General features: G+C 74.7%; 15 protein-coding genes. 7 read left to right on the top strand and 8 right to left on the bottom strand.

Annotated elements, in window-relative coordinates:
- Positions 1 to 21 precede the first annotated feature (21 nt).
- The gene (locus LWC33_RS10420; RefSeq protein WP_233304077.1) at positions 22 to 408 is read right to left on the bottom strand and encodes a YkvA family protein; all 387 of its coding nucleotides are present in this window, start codon (positions 406 to 408) and stop codon (positions 22 to 24) included.
- A gap of 83 nt (positions 409 to 491) precedes the next feature.
- A complete protein-coding gene (locus LWC33_RS10415) occupies positions 492 to 659 on the bottom strand; it encodes a hypothetical protein (RefSeq protein ID WP_233304076.1) in 168 nt (55 codons plus the stop codon).
- Positions 660 to 925: 266 nt separating this feature from the next.
- On the opposite strand from LWC33_RS10415, the gene LWC33_RS10410 reads away from it, so the two are divergent.
- The gene (locus LWC33_RS10410) at positions 926 to 1744 is read left to right on the top strand and encodes a PadR family transcriptional regulator (RefSeq protein WP_233304075.1); all 819 of its coding nucleotides are present in this window, start codon (positions 926 to 928) and stop codon (positions 1742 to 1744) included.
- An 87-nt stretch (positions 1745 to 1831) separates the two neighbouring features.
- Here the strand turns inward: LWC33_RS10410 and LWC33_RS10405 are convergent, their stop codons facing one another.
- The 3 genes from LWC33_RS10405 to LWC33_RS10395 all read right to left on the bottom strand — a co-directional run bounded on the left by LWC33_RS10405 (position 1832) and on the right by LWC33_RS10395 (position 4574).
- A complete protein-coding gene (locus tag LWC33_RS10405; protein WP_233304074.1) occupies positions 1832 to 2221 on the bottom strand; it encodes an SCO5389 family protein in 390 nt (129 codons plus the stop codon).
- A 38-nt stretch (positions 2222 to 2259) separates the two neighbouring features.
- Positions 2260 to 3213, bottom strand: coding sequence for an ATP-binding protein (locus LWC33_RS10400; protein ID WP_233304073.1), 954 nt, complete (start codon positions 3211 to 3213; stop codon positions 2260 to 2262).
- 74 nt (positions 3214 to 3287) lie between these two features.
- Positions 3288 to 4574, bottom strand: coding sequence for an MFS transporter (locus tag LWC33_RS10395; protein ID WP_233304072.1), 1287 nt, complete (start codon positions 4572 to 4574; stop codon positions 3288 to 3290).
- Between the two features lie 271 nt (positions 4575 to 4845).
- Here LWC33_RS10395 and LWC33_RS10390 point away from each other — a divergent pair, with 271 nt between their 5' ends.
- Positions 4846 to 5796, top strand: a complete 951-nt coding sequence (locus tag LWC33_RS10390; RefSeq protein ID WP_233304071.1) for a proteasome assembly chaperone family protein — start codon at positions 4846 to 4848, stop codon at positions 5794 to 5796.
- A gap of 203 nt (positions 5797 to 5999) precedes the next feature.
- Complete coding sequence (locus LWC33_RS10385) at positions 6000 to 6830, top strand: PP2C family protein-serine/threonine phosphatase (RefSeq protein ID WP_233304070.1); 831 nt, start codon at positions 6000 to 6002, stop codon at positions 6828 to 6830.
- 67 nt (positions 6831 to 6897) lie between these two features.
- Here the strand turns inward: LWC33_RS10385 and LWC33_RS10380 are convergent, their stop codons facing one another.
- Positions 6898 to 9207, bottom strand: coding sequence for a thiamine pyrophosphate-binding protein (locus LWC33_RS10380; protein ID WP_233304069.1), 2310 nt, complete (start codon positions 9205 to 9207; stop codon positions 6898 to 6900).
- Between the two features lie 127 nt (positions 9208 to 9334).
- On the opposite strand from LWC33_RS10380, the gene LWC33_RS10375 reads away from it, so the two are divergent.
- The 4 genes from LWC33_RS10375 (at position 9335) to LWC33_RS10360 (ending at position 14971) form a co-directional block, all read left to right on the top strand.
- Complete coding sequence (locus LWC33_RS10375; protein ID WP_233304068.1) at positions 9335 to 9838, top strand: Lrp/AsnC family transcriptional regulator; 504 nt, start codon at positions 9335 to 9337, stop codon at positions 9836 to 9838.
- Positions 9835 to 11163: a serine hydrolase domain-containing protein gene (locus LWC33_RS10370; RefSeq protein WP_233304067.1), complete on the top strand. Its 1329-nt coding sequence runs from the start codon at positions 9835 to 9837 to the stop codon at positions 11161 to 11163. Before LWC33_RS10375 ends, LWC33_RS10370 begins: the two co-directional genes overlap by 4 nt.
- A 215-nt stretch (positions 11164 to 11378) precedes the next feature.
- Positions 11379 to 13163, top strand: coding sequence for a BCCT family transporter (locus LWC33_RS10365; protein ID WP_233304066.1), 1785 nt, complete (start codon positions 11379 to 11381; stop codon positions 13161 to 13163).
- 134 nt (positions 13164 to 13297) lie between these two features.
- Positions 13298 to 14971: a hypothetical protein gene (locus LWC33_RS10360; RefSeq protein ID WP_233304065.1), complete on the top strand. Its 1674-nt coding sequence runs from the start codon at positions 13298 to 13300 to the stop codon at positions 14969 to 14971.
- Between the two features lie 38 nt (positions 14972 to 15009).
- Here LWC33_RS10360 and LWC33_RS10355 read toward each other — a convergent pair whose 3' ends face one another.
- The gene (locus LWC33_RS10355; RefSeq protein ID WP_233304064.1) at positions 15010 to 16209 is read right to left on the bottom strand and encodes an MFS transporter; all 1200 of its coding nucleotides are present in this window, start codon (positions 16207 to 16209) and stop codon (positions 15010 to 15012) included.
- A complete protein-coding gene (locus LWC33_RS10350) occupies positions 16206 to 16943 on the bottom strand; it encodes a GntR family transcriptional regulator (protein WP_308190924.1) in 738 nt (245 codons plus the stop codon). The genes LWC33_RS10355 and LWC33_RS10350 overlap by 4 nt, the downstream gene beginning before the upstream one ends.
- Positions 16944 to 16988: the final 45 nt, after the last annotated feature.

Here is a 16988-nt window from a genome sequence, read left to right as displayed (position 1 = left end):
GGCGCCACCTGTTCCCAGGGACTACCCGATGAGCTCGCCCTCGACCACCTGCGGGCGGCCGTCGCGCTCCCACTCCAGGAAGCGCTGGGTCTCGACGAGCAGGGCGCCGCCGAGCCAGAGGGCCACGACACCGTCGTCGACCAGGCCGAACACCGAGGTGAAGGCCTCCGGGACCAGGTCGACCGGCGACACGATGTAGGCGAGGGCCAGGACCAGGAGCGCGAGCCGCCCGCGGGTCAGCACACCGGAGCGCCCGCTCAGGGCGCCCGTCACCATGCGGGGCAGCGCGCGGGCGCGGTCGCCGAGGCCGGGCGTACCCGGCTTGCGGCTCTGCACGATCACGCGGGCCAGGGTCAGGAGCGCGGCCCGCCGCCCCGCGGAGGAGCGCGAGCCGGAAGAGGTCGTCATGTCCGCTTCAACGCCCGCCGGACCCTGTGCGTTCCACCCCTGGTGTGACGGCGGCGACGACCCCCGCGCTCCGTCGGCACCCCTCAGCGCCGGACGCGCCCCCCGCCGTCGCGGGTCGAGAGCGACCACACCACGACCCCCGCGAACACGAGCGCGCCGACCGCGACGGCCCACGCCAGTACCTGGTACAGCGCCCCGGCCAGCGTGAACGCCAGCACCACGAGGAGCGCGGCCCCGAGCACCCGCAGCATGGACACCTCCGACTCGCGTGCGACCGCGCCAGGATCTCACGAATCGGACGAACAGGACCAGCAGCGGGGAACGGGTGATCCGACCCACACCGGGCGGGCCCGCCGGGCACCGGAGTGCGCCCTCACCGAACCGGCTGGACGGCGAACGCTGCGCGCCGACACTGAGGACGTCTCAGGAAGCTGTTGCATCGCCGATAGATAGCGATATATCGTGATGGCACACGAGCTACCGATCAAGAAGGCTCACGACGAGAAGGAGACACACCATGTCTGCCGACAACCCCACCTGGGACTCCCCCTTCGGCCCGCGGTTCGGCGGGTTCGGGCCGGGCTTCGGCACCGGCTTCGGTCCGCGGGGTCGCGGTCGCGGCGCCGGACGTCGAGGCGGTCCGCACCGCCGGCCGTTCGGCCCCTTCGCCGACACGACCCCGGGAGCGCCCGACGTGAACGTGAACGTGAACATCGACGCCGAGGACGGGGCCGAGCGCCTGCGTCGCCGGCACGGCGGCCCGCGGTTCGGCCCCGGCGGGCCGGGCGGCCCCTTCGGCCCCGGTTTCGGCCCCGGCGGCCCGTTCGGACGCGGCTTCGGGCCGGGTGGCCGCGGCTTCGGCCCCGGCCGGCGCGGCCCCGGCGGCCGCGGACGGCGCGGGCGCGGGGACGTCCGGCTGGCCGTCCTCGCGCTGGTCGCGGAGCAGCCGCGGCACGGCTACGAGATCATCCAGGAGATCGCCGAGCGCTCCGGCGGGCACTGGAAGCCGAGCCCCGGCTCGGTCTACCCCACCCTGTCGCAGCTCGAGGACGAGGGCCTGGTCCGCGTGGAGCAGACCGACGGCCGCCGCGTCGTCCACCTCACCGAGGCGGGCACGGCGTACGTCGAGGAGCACCGCGAGGAGCTCGACAAGGTCTGGTCCGCCTTCGACGGCGAGGAGGAGGACGGTCCCGACACCGCCCTCTGGCAGCAGCTCGCACAGCTGCACGCCGCCGCCCAGCAGGTGATGGCCACCGGTACGGCCGAGCAGATCGCCACGGCCACCGAGGCCCTCACCGAGGCCCGCAAGACCATCTACCGCCTCCTGGCGGAGTGATCCGAGCGGCATTGTGACCGCGTCATGGAACCATAATGCGCGAACAGGCGATGCCTGCGCGCATTATGGTTCCACACTGCGTTTCGGTCAGCAGTCCCGCAGCTCCGGGGACTGGTTGAGGATCTGCCCGCGCGGGCTGATGAACTCGCGGTAGATCTCGGAGTCGACGGCGGCCGGGGCGAACGCGGCGACCCGGTGGCAGTTCTGGAAGGCCAGGACCACACCGAAGTGCCGCTCCAGCGCGCCGCGGATCGAGGTGCTCGCGAGGGCGCGCAGCAGCTGGCCGCGCTCCTTCTCCGACGGCGGCGGGACCTCGTGCTCGCCGAACGGCTTCTCGTCGGTGCGATCGGCCGCCGCGGCGGACACCACCTCCCACGCGTAGGGCAGGGAGTCGCGGACGACGGCGAGGAACTGCGCGTCGTCCATCTCCCGGCGCTCGGCGGCCTCGAGGACGGCGGTGGGGACGTCGAGGGACATGGGCTTCCTTTCTGCAGGTGAACAGGAGGTCGGGTGGATCAGGCGCGCTGGGGCGCCACGGGCAGGAAGTCCGGGACCACCTGGTCGGAGAGGTCGACGCCGGTGGCGCCGTTGCCCCAGGACCGGGCGTTGCGCAGGTGGAACTCCACGGTGGCGCGGTGGTAGCCCGCCCAGTCGCGGGTGCGGCCGTCGAGGTCGGCGAGGATCCGGGCCAGCACGGTGAGGTTCGCGGGCTCCAGCTCGTCGACCGGCCGGATCCGGCCGCGCTCCGCGGCGCGCACCCACGCGGACTGGGAGAAGCAGCCGAGCAACGCGTCGCCGACCTCCTCGCGCAGGTAGGCGACGTCGTCGGCGTCGGCGACCTTGTTGCCCACCACCCGCAGCGCCACGCCGTGGTCGGCCGCGTGCGCCGCGTACTGCGTGTAGACGCCCACCCCGCGGCGGGTCGGCTCGCAGACGAGCACGGTGAGGTCGAAGCGGGTGAAGAGGCCGGAGGCGAAGGCGTCCGCGCCGGCGGTCATGTCGACGGCGACGTACTCCCCCGGCCCGTCGACCATGTGGTTGAGGTAGAGCTCCACCGCGCCGGTCTTCGAGTGGTAGCAGGACACGCCGATGTCGGACTCGTCGAACTCGCCCGTCACCAGGTACCGCACGCCGCCGACCTCGGCGGAGTAGCGGCACAGCAGCTCACCGGCGGGGTCGAGGTCGAGCAGCCGCGATCCGGGCCCGGGCGGCGTCGTCTTGATCATGACGTCGGCCGAGGGCAGCAGCGGGTTGTCACCCCGCAGGTGGTCCTTCAGCCAGGTCAGGTCGCTGCCGAGTGCGCGCGGCGGGGCTGCCTCCGGGTCCGCCCCCAGCGCGACGCCGAGGTGCTGGTTGATGTCGGCGTCGATCGCCAGGACCGGCAGGCCCCGGTTCGCGACGTAGCGCGCGAAGAGCGCCGCCGTCGTCGTCTTGCCGCTCCCGCCCTTGCCGACGAACGCGATCCGCATCGTCCCGCTCCCCTCCGTGATGAGGATGGTAACGGTAACGATGTTCACCAACGGGTGATCGACTCGGGGGGTCCCTACGCGCGGGTGCGCCGGTCCCGGACGAACTCGCGCAGGGTGGGGACGGCCGTGCCGGCCTCACGGAGGTTCCGGCGGGCCCGCGCCCGCATCACGACGATCCCCGTCAGGGCGATCGCCCAGAGGGCGTACTGCACCGTCCAGGCCGCACGGAAGGCGGCGGGCGTGTAGCCGCCGAGCACGCTCAGCACCAGCCCGACCACCAGCGCCAGCACCAGCGACGCCGAGAAGCCGCCGACGTTGACGATCCCGACCGCCGTGCCCTGCCGCCGGCTCGGGTTGAAGGTGCGGGCGTAGTCGAACCCGACCATCGAGCCGGGCGGCCCCAGCGCCAGCACGACGACGAGCACGACCAGCAGCCAGCGCGGCGCCGGCGGCGGGACCAGCAGCACGACGGTCCAGACCGTCGCGGTCAGTGCGATGACCCCGATGACCAGGTACGAGCGGCGGAACGGGTGCCGGGCGGTGAACGTGCCGAACAGCGGCCCCGCCACGATGCCGACCGCGACGAGCAGGGTCAGCAGCGCGCTCGCCGTCCCCTGCCCCACGCCCTGCCCGGCGACCAGGTACGGCACGCCCCAGAGCAGGCCGAACACCGTCCCGGAGAACTGCGTGCCCATGTGCGTGAAGAACCCGAGCCGGGTGCCGGGCTCGCGCCAGGAGGACCGCAGCCCGTCGAGCACCTCGCGCGGGGTCGGCGCGTCGGGACGAACGGGGCCGCCGGGCGGGCTCTCCCGGAACACCGCGAGCACGGCCAGCGCGGACAGCACGCCGAGGCCCGCGGCCGCGAGGAACGCGGGGGTCCAGCCCGGGCCGTGCAGGATCGCGGCCAGCGGGATCGCGGAGAGCACCTGGCCGATCTGCCCGAGCAGGCCGGTGAGCTGGGTGAGCACCGGGACCCGGCGGGCGGGGAACCAGGAGCCCAGGACGGACAGCACGCTGATGAAGGTGAAGGCGTCGCCGGCACCGACGAGCACACGCGCGGCGATGGCGAGCGGCAACGAGGTCGCGAGCGCCAGCGCGGCCTGGCCCGCCGCCATCAGGAGGGCACCGGCCACCACCAGCGCCTTCGCGCCGAAGCGGTCCAGCAGGACACCGGTGGGGACCTGCAGCGACGCGTAGACGAGCAGCTGCAGCACCACGAAGCCGGACAGCACCGCCGGCGTCGCGCCGAAGCGCTCGGCCGCGTCGAGCCCGGCGACGCCGAACGACGTCCGCTGCATGACCCCCACGAGATAGGCCAGAAGCCCCGCCGACCAGACCAGATACGCGCGCTCACTCCCCATGACGCCACCGATCCTCCGTCATCGGACGACGACACGCCCGTGTCCGCCGACGACGTCACGCCTCGTCCGGGCGGGATCACACCAGACGATCCGCGGGCGGGGGCGAGGCCGGGGTCGGAGCCCGGGCGGGGCGGAATCGGCACGCGAGTCGAGGGCGCGGATCCGGGCGCCGCCCGCACATCCGCGGCGAATAGGGGGATGCTGTGCGGGCGGCCGGGCGTTGCACGCGAGGATGGAGCCCGCAAGGGCCGCCGACGAGGAGGTACGACAGGTGCTGGATCCCGCGGAGCTGTACCGGGTCGAGGAGGGCGTCGACGTCGACCCCGACGCCAACCCCGACGGGTCGGTGCTGCTGGTGGTGCTCGACGGGTTCGTCGACGCCGGCGGCGCGGGGCGGCTCGCCGTCGAGGCGCTGCGCGAGGGCAAGGAGCCGCGCACGCTCGCCTCGTTCGACGTCGACCAGCTCGTCGACTACCGCTCGCGCCGGCCGCCGCTGACCTTCGACACCGACCGGTGGGTCGCCTACGAGCCCCCGGTGCTCGACGTCGTCTCCCTCACCGACGCCGCCGAGGCCGAGTTCCTGCTGCTCGCCGGCCCGGAGCCGGACACCCAGTGGGAGCGGTTCGTCGCCGCGCTCGAGCAGCTCGTGCGGCGGCTCGACATCCGGCTGGTGGTGACCCTGCAGGGCATCCCGATGGCGGTGCCGCACACCCGGCCGATCGGGGTGACCGCGCACGCCTCGCGCAAGGAGCTCGTCGAGGGGCACGAGCCGTGGTTCGCCGAGGCGCAGGTACCCGGCAGTGCGGCCGCGCTGCTCGAGTACCGGCTCGGCGAGGCGGGGATCGACGCGATGGGCTTCGCGGTGCACGTGCCGCACTACCTGGCCCGCGCCGAGTACCCGCAGGCCGCGCGCACGCTGCTCGACCACACCGCCGTCGCCACCGGGCTGTACCTGTCCACCGAGGAGCTGTCGAAGGCGGCGGAGCGCACCGACGCCGAGATCGCCGAGCAGGTGGCGGGGTCGGCCGAGGTCGCCGAGGTCGTCGAGGCGCTGGAGAAGCAGTACGACGCCGTCGCGGCCGGCCGGCAGCGCGGGTCCGGCGGGCTGGGCGGGGACCTGCCCAGCGCCGACGAGCTGGCCGCCGAGGTCGAGCGCTTCCTCGCCGACCAGGGCGACGACAAGGACGGCGGGTTCGGCGAGGGCGGAGAGCCCGGCCGCTGACGGGCGGCCGAACGCCCCGACCGCCGGCGATCACCTCGGGGGACGCGGCACAGGAAGGCGGGGCGCGGGTCACGCCGTCACCTCAGGCCACGCACAGGCGGCCCACAGGATCGGCGGGGAGTCTCGGTGGTGCGGCGCGGTGGCGTCGGCCGGAATCCCCCCTCACGGCCCGCCCCGCGCCCCCTATCTCGGGAGGTGCCCGCATGACCCCGGCGACAGTCCCCGCGCGACCGACCTACCGCCTGCCGCGCTCCACGCCCGCCGCGGTCCCGGAGCCCCGCACCCCGCCCGACCTCACGCACGACAGCCCGTCGCACACGCTGCCCCTGCGGCCGGTCCCGGCCCGGCGCGGGCGCGGGCCCGCCGGCTCCGCCTCGGTGCGCGGCCTGCGCCGCGTCGCCGCGGACGCCGTCGCCGCCCAGGGCACCGGCCGTGACCTCGCGGTCGCGGTCGCCGACGGCATCGGCGACTCCGCCGCCGCCGCGCTGGCCGCCCGCGTCTCCGCCGACGTGGCCGCCGCGATCGCGTCGCGGGCCGGCTCGCTGGAGGCGCTGCTCGCCGCCCGCGACGCCGTGCGGCTCGAACCGGGCGCGGACGACGCGGTCATGGTCGTCGCCGCCGGGCTCCCCGGCGGCGGCTGGTCGGTGTCCTGGGTCGGCGACTGCCGTGCCCTGCTCGTCACCGACCGCGGCGTCGAGCTGCTCACCCACGACCACACCGTCGCGCAGTACCTCCGCGACCGCGGCAAGGACGTGGTCCCGGCGTGGGAGCACGTCGTCATGACGACGGTCGGCAGCGTCGACCACGGCACCGCCGGCCACGCCGGGGGACCCGCCGGGCCGGGCACGTTGGTGCTGGTCAGCGACGGGGTGCACCGCGTGCTCGACCCCGAGACGATCGCGTTCCTGGTCCGCCGGGCCGACGCGCCCGCCCGCGCCGCGCACGACCTGGTCGACGCCGCGCTCACCGCGGGCAGCCGGGACAACGCGTCGGCGACCGTGGTCCCCCTGCCGGAGGAGTGGACCGCGCCCTGACCCGCGCCCCGGGGCGCACACGCCTCAGGAGCTCACCCGCCCGCCGCCTCCCGCCCCCCAGGCGCTGTCAGAGCAGGTCGAGGGCGGCGCCGACCACGCTGTCCGCGTCGATTCCGTGGTAGCGGTAGACGCTGTCGAGGTCGCCGGACTGCCCGAACCGAGTCACGCCGAGGTGGGTGGCGCGGACCTGGTTGATCCCGGCGAGGAAGGCCAGCGTGTGCGGGTGCCCGTCGAGCAGGGTCACCAGCGGCGTGGCCTTACGGGCCGGGAAGGCGGCGTCGAGGATCCACGTGTCCGCGCTGCCGTGCCCGGCCCGGGCCCGGACCGCGTCGAACAGCAGCCCCGGGCTGGTGACCACGACGACGTCGACGGCCGTGCCCAGCGACTCTAGCCGCTCGGCCGCGGCCAGCGCCTCGGGCACCATCGCGCCCATCGCGGCGATCGTCACCGCCGGGTTCTCGCCGGTCCGCAGGGGGTAGGCGCCCGCCACGACCTGCCGGCGACGCCGCTCGCGGGCCGCCGGGTCGGCCGGCACCGCGGCGAGCGACTGGTCGACGGGCCGGGTGGACAGCCGCAGGTAGGCACTGGTCCCGTCCGGCCGGCCGAGCCGGGCCAGCGAGGCCAGCAGGGTCCACTCGACGTCGATCGCGAAGGCCGGCTCGTAGGTGACGCAGCCGGGCTGCTCCAGCCCCACCGAGGGCGTGGTGATCGACTGGTGCGCCCCGCCCTCGGGGGCGAGCGACACCCCGGACGGCGTGCCGACCAGGATCGACTGCCCGCCCGCGTAGATCCCGAACGACCACGGCTCCAGCGCCCGCTCGACGAACGGGTCGTAGAGCACCCCGATCGGCAGCAGCGGCTGGCCCCACCGGCTCCACGTCGCGCCCAGCTCGCCGAGCGCGCCGACCAGGTTGCCCTCCGCGATGCCCAGCTCGATGTGCTGTCCCGTGGGCCGCTCCCGCCAGTGCAGGATCGTCTCGGGGTCGTCGTCGAACCAGTCGCGGCGCTCGGCCGGCGACCACACGCCGACCTTGTTCACCCAGCCACCGAGGTTGGTCGACGAGGACACGTCCGGGCACAGCGTGACCACCCGCCGCGCCGCCTCGGGCGCCTCCCGGGTCAGGTCCAGCAGCGCGCGGCCCAGCGCGGCCTGCGTGGTCGCCCGGCCCGACGGCGTCCGGCCGATGTCGGTGGGCAGGGCCGGGGCGGCCACGCCCTCGACCGGGCCCCGGCGCAGCCGCTCGGCGGTCTCGGCGCACAACCGGCCCGCCGGCGTGTCCGGTCCGAAGCGCTGCCACGGGGCGTCGAGCGACATCCCCGAGCGCTCCGCCAGCTCGGCGATCTGGCCGGCCGTCAGCAGCGACGAGTGGTTCTGCGGGTGCCCCTCGCTGGCCAGCCCGAACCCCTTGACCGTGTAGGCGAACACGACGGTCGGGCGGGTGTCGTCGATCTGCGCGAAGGCGTCGCCGACGGCCTGCAGGTCGTGCCCGCCCAGGTTGCGGATCGCGGCGTGCAGGGTCGCGTCGTCGAGCGTGCCGACGAGCTGCGCCAGCTCCGGCGAGTCCGGCAGCCGCTCCCGCAGCTGGGCCGGGGTGCAGCGCAGCAGGCGCTGGTACTCCGGATTGGTCATCTCGTCGATCCGGTGCTGCAGCGCCGCACCCCCCGGGCGCTCGAACAGCTCGTGCAGCAGCCGCCCGTACTTGACGGTGAGGACCTGCCAGCCGGCCGCGGCGAACATGCCCTGCAGCCGCGGCGCACCGATGTTCGGCACCACCCGGTCCAGGCTCTGCCGGTTCAGGTCGACGAGCCACACGACCTCGCCCAGGTCGGCGACCATCGGGTCCAGGATCGCCTCCCAGACCGCGCCCTCGTCGAGCTCCGCGTCGCCGACCAGCGAGTACTGCCGCCCGGCGCCGGCCTGCTCCCCCAGCGTCGTGATGTACCGACGGGCCAGCGCACCCCAGATGGGAGCGGTGGCGCCGATGCCGACCGAGCCCGTCGAGTAGTCGACCGGGTCGGGGTCCTTCGACCGCGACGGGTAGCTCTGCAGCCCCCCGAACGCCCGCAGCGTGGTCAGGTACGACTCGTCGAGCTCGCCGAGGAGGTAGTTGATTGCGTGCAGCACCGGCGAGGCGTGCGGCTTGACCGAGACGCGGTCGCCGGAGCGCAGGTGCTCGAACCACAGCGCGGTCATCAGCGTGGTCATCGACGCCGACGACGCCTGGTGCCCGCCGACCTTCAGCCCGGTCGGGTTGGGCCGGACGCGGTTGGCGTGGTCGATGATCGCGGTGGAGAGCCAGCGCACCCGCTGCTCGATCTCCCCCAGTACCGCGAGCCGGTCGGTGCCGGCGGGTCGGGAGTCGGAGACGGCGGTCATCGGTGGGCTCCTCTCGTGCACGGTGCCCGACGAGCGCACCACCGATACGCTCCCTGCACAAGTCGAGGCCGCCATCACGTGCATCCTGCACACCGCGGCGGCCCGGCACCGCGAGGAGGCGAGCAGGATGCACAGTGCCGACCGCACCGACCGGCCGGCCCCGATCGACACGATCGACGCGCGCCTGCTGCTCGCCCTGGCCGAGAACCCGCGCGGCACGGCGCTCGCGCTCGCCGAGCGCGCGGGGCTGTCCCGCAACACCGTGCAGGCCCGGCTCACCCGGCTCGAGGAGAGCGGGGTGCTGGGCAGCGTGGAGCGGCGGATCGACCCGGCGGCACTCGGCTACCCGCTCACCGCGTACGTGACGGTCACGGTGGTGCAGCGCAAGCTCGACCCCGTGGCCGACGCGCTCGCGGCCGTGCCGGAGGTGATCGAGGTCCTCGGCATGACCGGCGAGGGCGACCTGCTGGTGCAGGCCGTCGCACGCGACGCCGACGACCTCTACCGCATCGCCGGCCTGCTGCTCGCCATCGACGGCGTCGAGCGGACCACCACCGCGCTCGTCATGCGGCGGCTGGTGGACCACCGGGTCACGGCGCTGGTGGAGCGCCTCGCTAGCGTCCGATCATGAGCTCGCTGCTGCCGTCGACCGAACGCACCCTGCTCGCCCGCGTCGCCCGGGCGCAGCGCGACGGGCGCTGTCCCTCCCTCGTCGCCGGCGTGGTCCGCGACCGGACGCTGGCGTGGTCCGCGGGGCGGGGCGCGGTCGACGAGCCGCACGCCGACGTCCAGTACCGGCTCGGCTCGATCTCCAAGACCGTCTGCGCGATCACGGTGCTGCGGCTGCGCGACGAGGGCCTGCTCGACCTCGACGACCCGCTCGAGAAGCACGTGCCCGGCACCCCGCTCGGCGACCGCACGCTCACCCAGCTGCTCTCGCACACCGCCGGCGCGACGTCGGAGAGCCCCGGGCAGTGGTGGGAGCGCACCCCGGGCGGCACGCTCGAGGACCTCGGGCTGGCCGAGGAGCACCGCGTCCTGCCCGGCGGGCGCCGGTTCCACTACTCCAACCTCGGCTTCGGCCTGCTCGGCGAGCTGGTCGCGCGGGCGCGCGGGCGCGCCTGGGAGGAGGTGGCCCGGGACGAGGTGCTGCTCCCGCTCGGGATGCGCCGCACCACCCCGCGTCCCGAGGGCCGCGCCGCGCGGGGCTACGCCGTGCACCCGTGGTCGGACGAGCTGCTCGCCGAGCCCGAGCACCACGCGGGGGTGATGGCCGCGGCCGGCCAGCTGTGGGCGACCGCGACCGACCTCGGCCGGCTCGGCGCCTTCCTGCTCGGCGACACCGGCGACGTCCTGTCCCCCGCCACCGGCGAGGAGATGACGATCCCGGCGGGCGTCGACTTCTCGGGCCCGACCTGGTCGTCGTACGGGCTGGGGGTGCAGGTGCAGCGGCACGAGGACCGCACGCTGGTCGGGCACGGCGGCTCGATGCCGGGCTTCCTCGCCGGACTGTGGGCCGACCGCGAGGAGGGCACCGCGGCGCTCGCGCTGGCCAACGTCACCTCCGGGCTCGACGGCGCCCTCCCCTCCCGGCTGCTCGCCGACCTCCGCGCGGCCGAGCCGACCGTCGTCGCGGCGTGGTCGCCCGCCGCGTCGCCGGTGCCCGCCGAGCTGCTCGGCCCCTGGTACTGGGGCCCCTCGCCGTACGTGCTGCGCGCGGTCCCCGGTGGGCTGCTGCACCTGGGCGGGCTCGGCAGGGCCGGCCGCTCCTCCCGGTTCCGGCCGCGCCCGGACGGCACGTGGGTCGGGCTCGACGGCTACTTCGCCGGTGAGACGCTCCGGCTCGACCCCGTCGCACTGAACCTCGCCACCTTCGTCTTCACCCGCACGCCCTACGACCCGGCCGCTCCCGTGCCGGGCGGGGTGTCCGACGAGGGGTGGTCGTCCACGCCGTGACGTTCGGGTAACGATCCCGAACGCCCGTTCGCCCGTTCTGCCGCAGGTCGATCGGCCGGTTCGTCCTGGTCCCCCCTCTGCGCAACCGAATGCGACACACGAAACGGGAAGGACGGCGAGGTTGACTCCGCCCGTCCTGGGACCGATGGTGACGAACGCACACGGACCGGACGACGAGACGTGAGGGGGACCCCGCCTCCGGCGGGAAGCCAGGCATGACAGTGAAGGAACCCACCACCGGCGGCCCCCCACCCACCCCGGACCCCGACGACGCCACGGCGGTCGACCCCGTCGTCGAGGGCGGCGGCGCGGCGGACCGGCGGAAGCCGACCGACAAGGTCGTCTTCGGCGTCTCGGCGGCGCTGGTCGTCGCGTTCATCATCTGGGGCACCGTCGCCACGGGCACCTTGTCGTCGGTCGCGAGCGCCGTGCTCGGCGGGATCATGAGCGGCGGCGGCTGGTTCTTCATCCTCGCCGCCAGCGGGTTCGTGGTGTTCGCGATCTGGCTGGCCGCGAGCCGCTACGGCAAGATCCCGCTCGGCCGCGACGACGAGCGACCGGAGTTCCGGACGTCCTCGTGGGTCGCGATGATGTTCTCCGCCGGCATGGGCATCGGCCTGATGTTCTTCGGCGTGGCCGAGCCGCTGTCCTTCTTCACCACGCCGCCGCCGGGCACCGGCGCCGCGCCGGGCAGCCCGCAGGCGCTCGACGCCGCGATGGCGACCACCCTGTTCCACTGGACGCTGCACCCGTGGGCGATCTACGCCGTCGTCGGGCTCGCGATCGCCTACGGCACCTTCCGCAAGGGCCGCAGCCAGCTGATCTCGGCCGCGTTCGCGCCGCTGCTGGGCACCCGGCGCACGCAGGGCGGCCTCGGCAAGGCGATCGACATCTTCGCGATCTTCGCGACGCTCTTCGGCTCGGCGGCGTCGCTCGGGCTCGGCGCGCTGCAGATCGGCGGCGGCCTGCAGGCCGGCGGCTGGATGCACAACCCCGGCACCCCGCTGCTCGTCGTGATCATCGTGGTGCTGACCATCGCGTTCATCGCCTCGGCGGTCAGCGGCGTGGCCAAGGGCATCCAGTGGCTGTCGAACATCAACATGGTGCTCGCCGCGGTACTCGCGTTCTTCGTGTTCGTCGTCGGCCCGACCGTGCTGATCCTCAACCTGCTGCCCGGCACCGTCGGCCACTACCTCGCCGACCTGGCGTCGATGGCCGCCCGCACCGGCGCCGACGGCCCGGAGACGGCCGAGTGGCTGCAGAGCTGGACGGTCTTCTACTGGGCCTGGTGGATCTCCTGGACGCCGTTCGTGGGCATGTTCATCGCCCGCATCTCGCGCGGCCGGACCGTCCGGCAGTTCATCGCCGGCGTGATCCTCATCCCCAGCCTCGTGTCGCTGATCTGGTTCGCGATCTTCGGCGGAGCCGCGATCTCGCGGCAGTCCGGGGGCCTGAACCTCGCGTCCGGCGGGCAGGAGGAGCAGCTGTTCGGGCTGCTGCAGTCCTACCCGGGCGGCGTGGTGCTCTCCGTGGTCGCGATGCTGCTCGTGGCGATCTTCTTCGTCTCCGGCGCCGACGCCGCGTCCGTGGTGATGGGCACGATCTCGCAGCGGGGCTCCCTCGAGCCCGGCCGCGGCATCGTCATCTTCTGGGGCGCCGTGATGGGCGCGATCGCCGCAGTGATGCTGCTCGTCGGCGGGGACGACGCCCTGACCGGCATCCAGAACATCACGATCATCATGGCGCTGCCGTTCGTGATCGTGATGGTGCTGCTGTGCGTGTCGCTCTACAAGGACCTGCGCGCCGACCCGCTGATCCGCAGGGAGGACCGGGCGGCCGAGGCCGTGGAGCAGGCCGTCGACTACGGCCTCAAGGCCCACGACGGCGACTTCATCCTCAACGTCAAGCCGCTGAGCACGGCCGACGGCGCGGACGAGGCGCAGGAGCACGGCGGGGGCACCCTCCTACCGGGCGAGCCGCAGCCGCCGCACCGGGCCTGACCGCCACGCTCCGACGGGCCCCGGCCGTGTGCCGGGGCGCCGTCGCGTGTGCGGCGCCCCTACCGCACCGGCCGGTCGCGGATCCGCGGACCCCCTGTCCCGCACGGCCCGCCGGGCTGAGAAGGTGGATGGCGATGCGTCTCGTCTTCGCCCCCGGTGACGACCAGGGATACGCCGGAGCTCGGGACCGGTTGCTGGAGGCCTTCCTGACGTGGGCCCGCCGGCGGCGGGTCTCGGCGGACGTCTTCCTGGTCGCCGCCGCGCTCGACTACAAGTACGCGCTGGACCGCAGGCTCGGCCGGTGGACCCGGGCGCACGTCGCCGACGCGCTCGGCATGTGGTTCCCGCGGCACGTCACCGTGCTCGACGCCGAGGAGGTCCCCGAGGCCTTCCACGCGCTGATCGACTTCCTGGCCGACGCCGACGGGCTCGACCACCGCTCCGCCTCGCGTGCGGAGCTGCACGCACAGGTCCGGGACTCCACCCCCGCGCTGCTCGACGGGATCGCCGACGAGCGCAACTACGACCTCGGCAAGTTCTGGGGCGTCCAACTGCGCCGGCACGGCGTCGACCCCGCCGATCCGCGTGCGGTGCAGCGCTTCCTCGACCGCGCCCGCTCCGGCGAGGTCCACATCGACCGGGCCGCGCTCGCCGAGATCACCCGGCGCGAGCAGGAGGCGTCGCGCGACCCCGCCCCGGCGCCCGAGCTGCCGCCGGTGCTGCTGCCCAGCGCGGCCGAGATGGTCGTCGCCGCGCAGGACAGCACCGCGCTCGACCTGTTGCGCAAGCTGACCGTGTGGGTGCGGGCGGGGCGCCGACTCACCCGGGACGGCAAGCTCGGCCTCGCCGACGCGCTCTCCCTCGCCGACCTGCTCGGCCTCGACCAGCTCTACCGGGACAGCGCACGCAGCAGCACGGACCTGCCCGAGACCTCGATGCTGCTGCACTGGGCCAAGGCCGCCCGGCTGGTCCGCTCGCTGCACGGCCGGCTGGTCCCGGTGAAGAGCGCCGCGAAGGACCTGCACCGGCCGATCGAGCTGTGGCGGCGGGTGTTCGGGGCCGTCGGGCGGATCGGCGACCACCTCGGCGGCACGGACGTGTTCGGGGCGCCGTCGCTGTTCGGCATGTCGCTCGCCGACGCGTTCCCGATCCTGTGGCTCGAGCTCTACGCCGCGGGCGGCGGGCCCGTCCCGGTCGAGCTGTTCCACCGGCTGGTCCGCGAGGCCGTCAACGAGGAGTGCGGCTGCGTGGTCGACGACCTCGCCGGCGACGCGGAGCAGCGGCTCTGGCGACGCGACGTCACTGCCCTGCTCGACGCGCTGGAGCTGCTCGGCGCGGTCGAGCTCGGCGAGCTGCTCGACGCCGAGGACCTCGACGGGCTGGTGGAGCTGGCGGGCCGGGACGACCCGGACCCCACGATCGTCTCGCTCACCCCGATGGGGCTGTGGGCGGTGCACGAGACCCTGATCGACCAGGGCCTGCACGCGCCGCTGCCGGGCGAGCTGGCCGACGAGGACCTCGAGTACGTGTGCGTGCGGATGTCCGAGGTGCGCAGCGCGGTCGCCGAGGCCGAGCTCGACGCCTGGGTCGCCGCCCGCACCCCGGCCGAGGCCGCGCGGGAGATCGGCCGCTTCCTCGCCCGCACCGACGACCCGGTGCACCGCGACCTGGCCCTGCACGCCCTGGCGCGCACCGGTCCGGCCGGCCTCGCCGAGGCGAAGCGGCTGCGGGGCGGGTCCGGGGACCGCTACGACGGCCACCCGGACGACCGCCCCGACGACCGGGCCGACGAGCTCCAGCCCTCCTGACCCGCGAGTCGCGCCCTGAGCTCCCGCGAGTCGAGGAGCTACGCGGGGACCGGGAGGTGACGCCGGGAGTGCCGCACGATCACCGCGGTCCCGCCCAGCGCGACGAGCACCAGGCAGCCGAGCAGCACCGGGTAGCTCGCGACCCCGCTGAGCACGGCGAGGATCGACGGCAGCAGGAACCCGACGTAGGCCAGCGCGTAGTAGACCCCGGTGAGGGCGGCCAGCTCGTCGGGCCTGGCCAGGCGCTGCAGCTCCAGCAGCCCGGAGACCACGGCGATCCCGTACGCGGCGCCGAGCACCACGGCCGCGACCAGCGCGACGACCGGCGACCGGACCACGGCCGCGACCGCGCTCACCGCCAGTCCGGCCGACATCACGATCATCGAGACGACGACGCCGCGCGCGCTCGTCGTCCGGTCCAGGCGCTTGGCCAGCGGCTGCACCAGCGCACCGGCGCCGAGCGTGCACACGGTGAGCAACGTCGAGTAGGCCAGCCCCCACGTCCCCAGCCGGTCCCCCACCAGCTGCGGCATGATCGCGTAGGCCACGCCAGCCGAGCCGAAGATCCACGGCGCCATCGGCGTGATCACCCGCCGGAACCGCGGGTGCCGGGTCCCCGCGAAGCGGCCGGTGGGCCGGGCGGCGACCGGGGCCGGGCGGGTCTCCGGCAACCGGGCGATCGCGAGCAGCGCGACCGCGGCCAGCACCGCGTGCACGGCGTAGGGCAGCTCCATCGGGAACGGCGCCCCCAAGGAAATCAAGGTCTGCGCGAGCACGCCCGCGATCCCGGCGCCGAGCCCGAAGCCGAGGGTCAGCCAGAGCGCGCCCCGCCGGGTGCCGGTGGCCCGCTCCGCCCCGCCGCGCACAGACAGCTCGGTGACCCACGTCGACCCGACGGCCATCGCCACGGCCACGCCGAGGCCCGTCACGAACCGGCCCGCCGCGATCCAGCCGACGCCACCGATCGCCAGGAACACGCTCGCGACCAGCGATGCGGCCGTGCCGGCCAGCATCACCGGCTTGCGGCCGTACCGCTCCGACAGCGCCCCGACGGTCAGCAGGCCGGGCACGAGCCCGACGACGTACGCGCCCAGCAGCGCGTCGACGGTGAGGACCGACAGCCCGGACTCGCGGTACATGACCAGCAGCGGGGTGAACTGGTTGCCGCCCCAGCCGCAGGCGAAGACGGCGGCCGCGGCGGCCCGCCAGAGGTTCCGCCCGTTCTCCGTCGTGGTCATCGCCGGTGCGTCCCGTCCAGGTGGGCCCGCAGTGCGACGGCGAACGCCGCCTCGTCGCGGGCCTCGACGATCCCGATCAGCTCCTCGTGCTGGCGCAGCACCACCGGGAGCTGGTCGGGCACAGGACCGAGTGCGTGCACGCTCATCCGCCGCTGGCGGTCGGCGAGCGTGGCGTAGAACCGCATGGTCAGCGCATTGCGGCCGGCCGCGACGAGGGTCCGGTGGAAGGCCTCGTCGGCCTCGGCGAAGGCGTGCAGGTCGCCGCGATCGGCGTGCCCGCGCTGCACCTCCAGCGCCGCCCGCAGCGCGGCGACGGCCTCCGGCACCTGCTCGGGCCGCCGCAGCAGCCGGCGAACGGCCGCGGTCTCGACGGCCTCGCGGGCGTCGAGCACGTCCTCGGCCTCGCCCGGCGGCACGGGCACGACGACCGCGCCGCGCTTCGGGATCAACGTGAGCAGGTCCTCGGCCTGCAGCCGCAGGAAGGCCTCCCGCACCGGGGTGCGGCTCACGCCCAGCCGCGCCGCGATGTCGCCCTCGCTGAACAGGTGCCCGCCGGGCAGCTCGCCGGTGAGCACCAGCTCCTTGGTCAGCGCGTAGGCCCGGTCGGCGGCCGGCGCCTGCCCGTCGGTGCCGGACTGCGCCGTCTCGGCCTGCACCGTCTCAGCCTGCGCGGTGCCGGACGGCACGGCGTCCGCCTGCACGGTGGTGGACAGGCTGTCGGGGTTCGGGGGCACCCCCGGACCCTAGCAAGTCAGATGCAAGCTTGTATCTATGCCTGC

This window comes from Pseudonocardia terrae (assembly GCF_021343995.1).
Lineage (GTDB): Bacteria > Actinomycetota > Actinomycetes > Mycobacteriales > Pseudonocardiaceae > Pseudonocardia > Pseudonocardia terrae.
The sequence above is the reverse complement of the archived record's forward strand: the minus strand, read 5'-3'. Positions and strand labels throughout refer to the sequence as shown.

Bases quoted from the DNA above. Each gene is read 5' to 3' on its own strand.
- LWC33_RS10420 (WP_233304077.1), bottom strand. From the start codon at position 408: ATGACGACCTCTTCCGGCTCGCGCTCCTCCGCGGGGCGGCGGGCCGCG.
- LWC33_RS10415 (WP_233304076.1), bottom strand. From the start codon at position 659: ATGCTGCGGGTGCTCGGGGCCGCGCTCCTCGTGGTGCTGGCGTTCACG.
- LWC33_RS10410 (WP_233304075.1), top strand. From the start codon at position 926: ATGTCTGCCGACAACCCCACCTGGGACTCCCCCTTCGGCCCGCGGTTC.
- LWC33_RS10405 (WP_233304074.1), bottom strand. From the start codon at position 2,221: ATGTCCCTCGACGTCCCCACCGCCGTCCTCGAGGCCGCCGAGCGCCGG.
- LWC33_RS10400 (WP_233304073.1), bottom strand. From the start codon at position 3,213: ATGCGGATCGCGTTCGTCGGCAAGGGCGGGAGCGGCAAGACGACGACG.
- LWC33_RS10395 (WP_233304072.1), bottom strand. From the start codon at position 4,574: ATGGGGAGTGAGCGCGCGTATCTGGTCTGGTCGGCGGGGCTTCTGGCC.
- LWC33_RS10385 (WP_233304070.1), top strand. From the start codon at position 6,000: ATGACCCCGGCGACAGTCCCCGCGCGACCGACCTACCGCCTGCCGCGC.
- LWC33_RS10380 (WP_233304069.1), bottom strand. From the start codon at position 9,207: ATGACCGCCGTCTCCGACTCCCGACCCGCCGGCACCGACCGGCTCGCG.
- LWC33_RS10375 (WP_233304068.1), top strand. From the start codon at position 9,335: ATGCACAGTGCCGACCGCACCGACCGGCCGGCCCCGATCGACACGATC.
- LWC33_RS10370 (WP_233304067.1), top strand. From the start codon at position 9,835: ATGAGCTCGCTGCTGCCGTCGACCGAACGCACCCTGCTCGCCCGCGTC.
- LWC33_RS10365 (WP_233304066.1), top strand. From the start codon at position 11,379: ATGACAGTGAAGGAACCCACCACCGGCGGCCCCCCACCCACCCCGGAC.
- LWC33_RS10360 (WP_233304065.1), top strand. From the start codon at position 13,298: ATGCGTCTCGTCTTCGCCCCCGGTGACGACCAGGGATACGCCGGAGCT.
- LWC33_RS10355 (WP_233304064.1), bottom strand. From the start codon at position 16,209: ATGACCACGACGGAGAACGGGCGGAACCTCTGGCGGGCCGCCGCGGCC.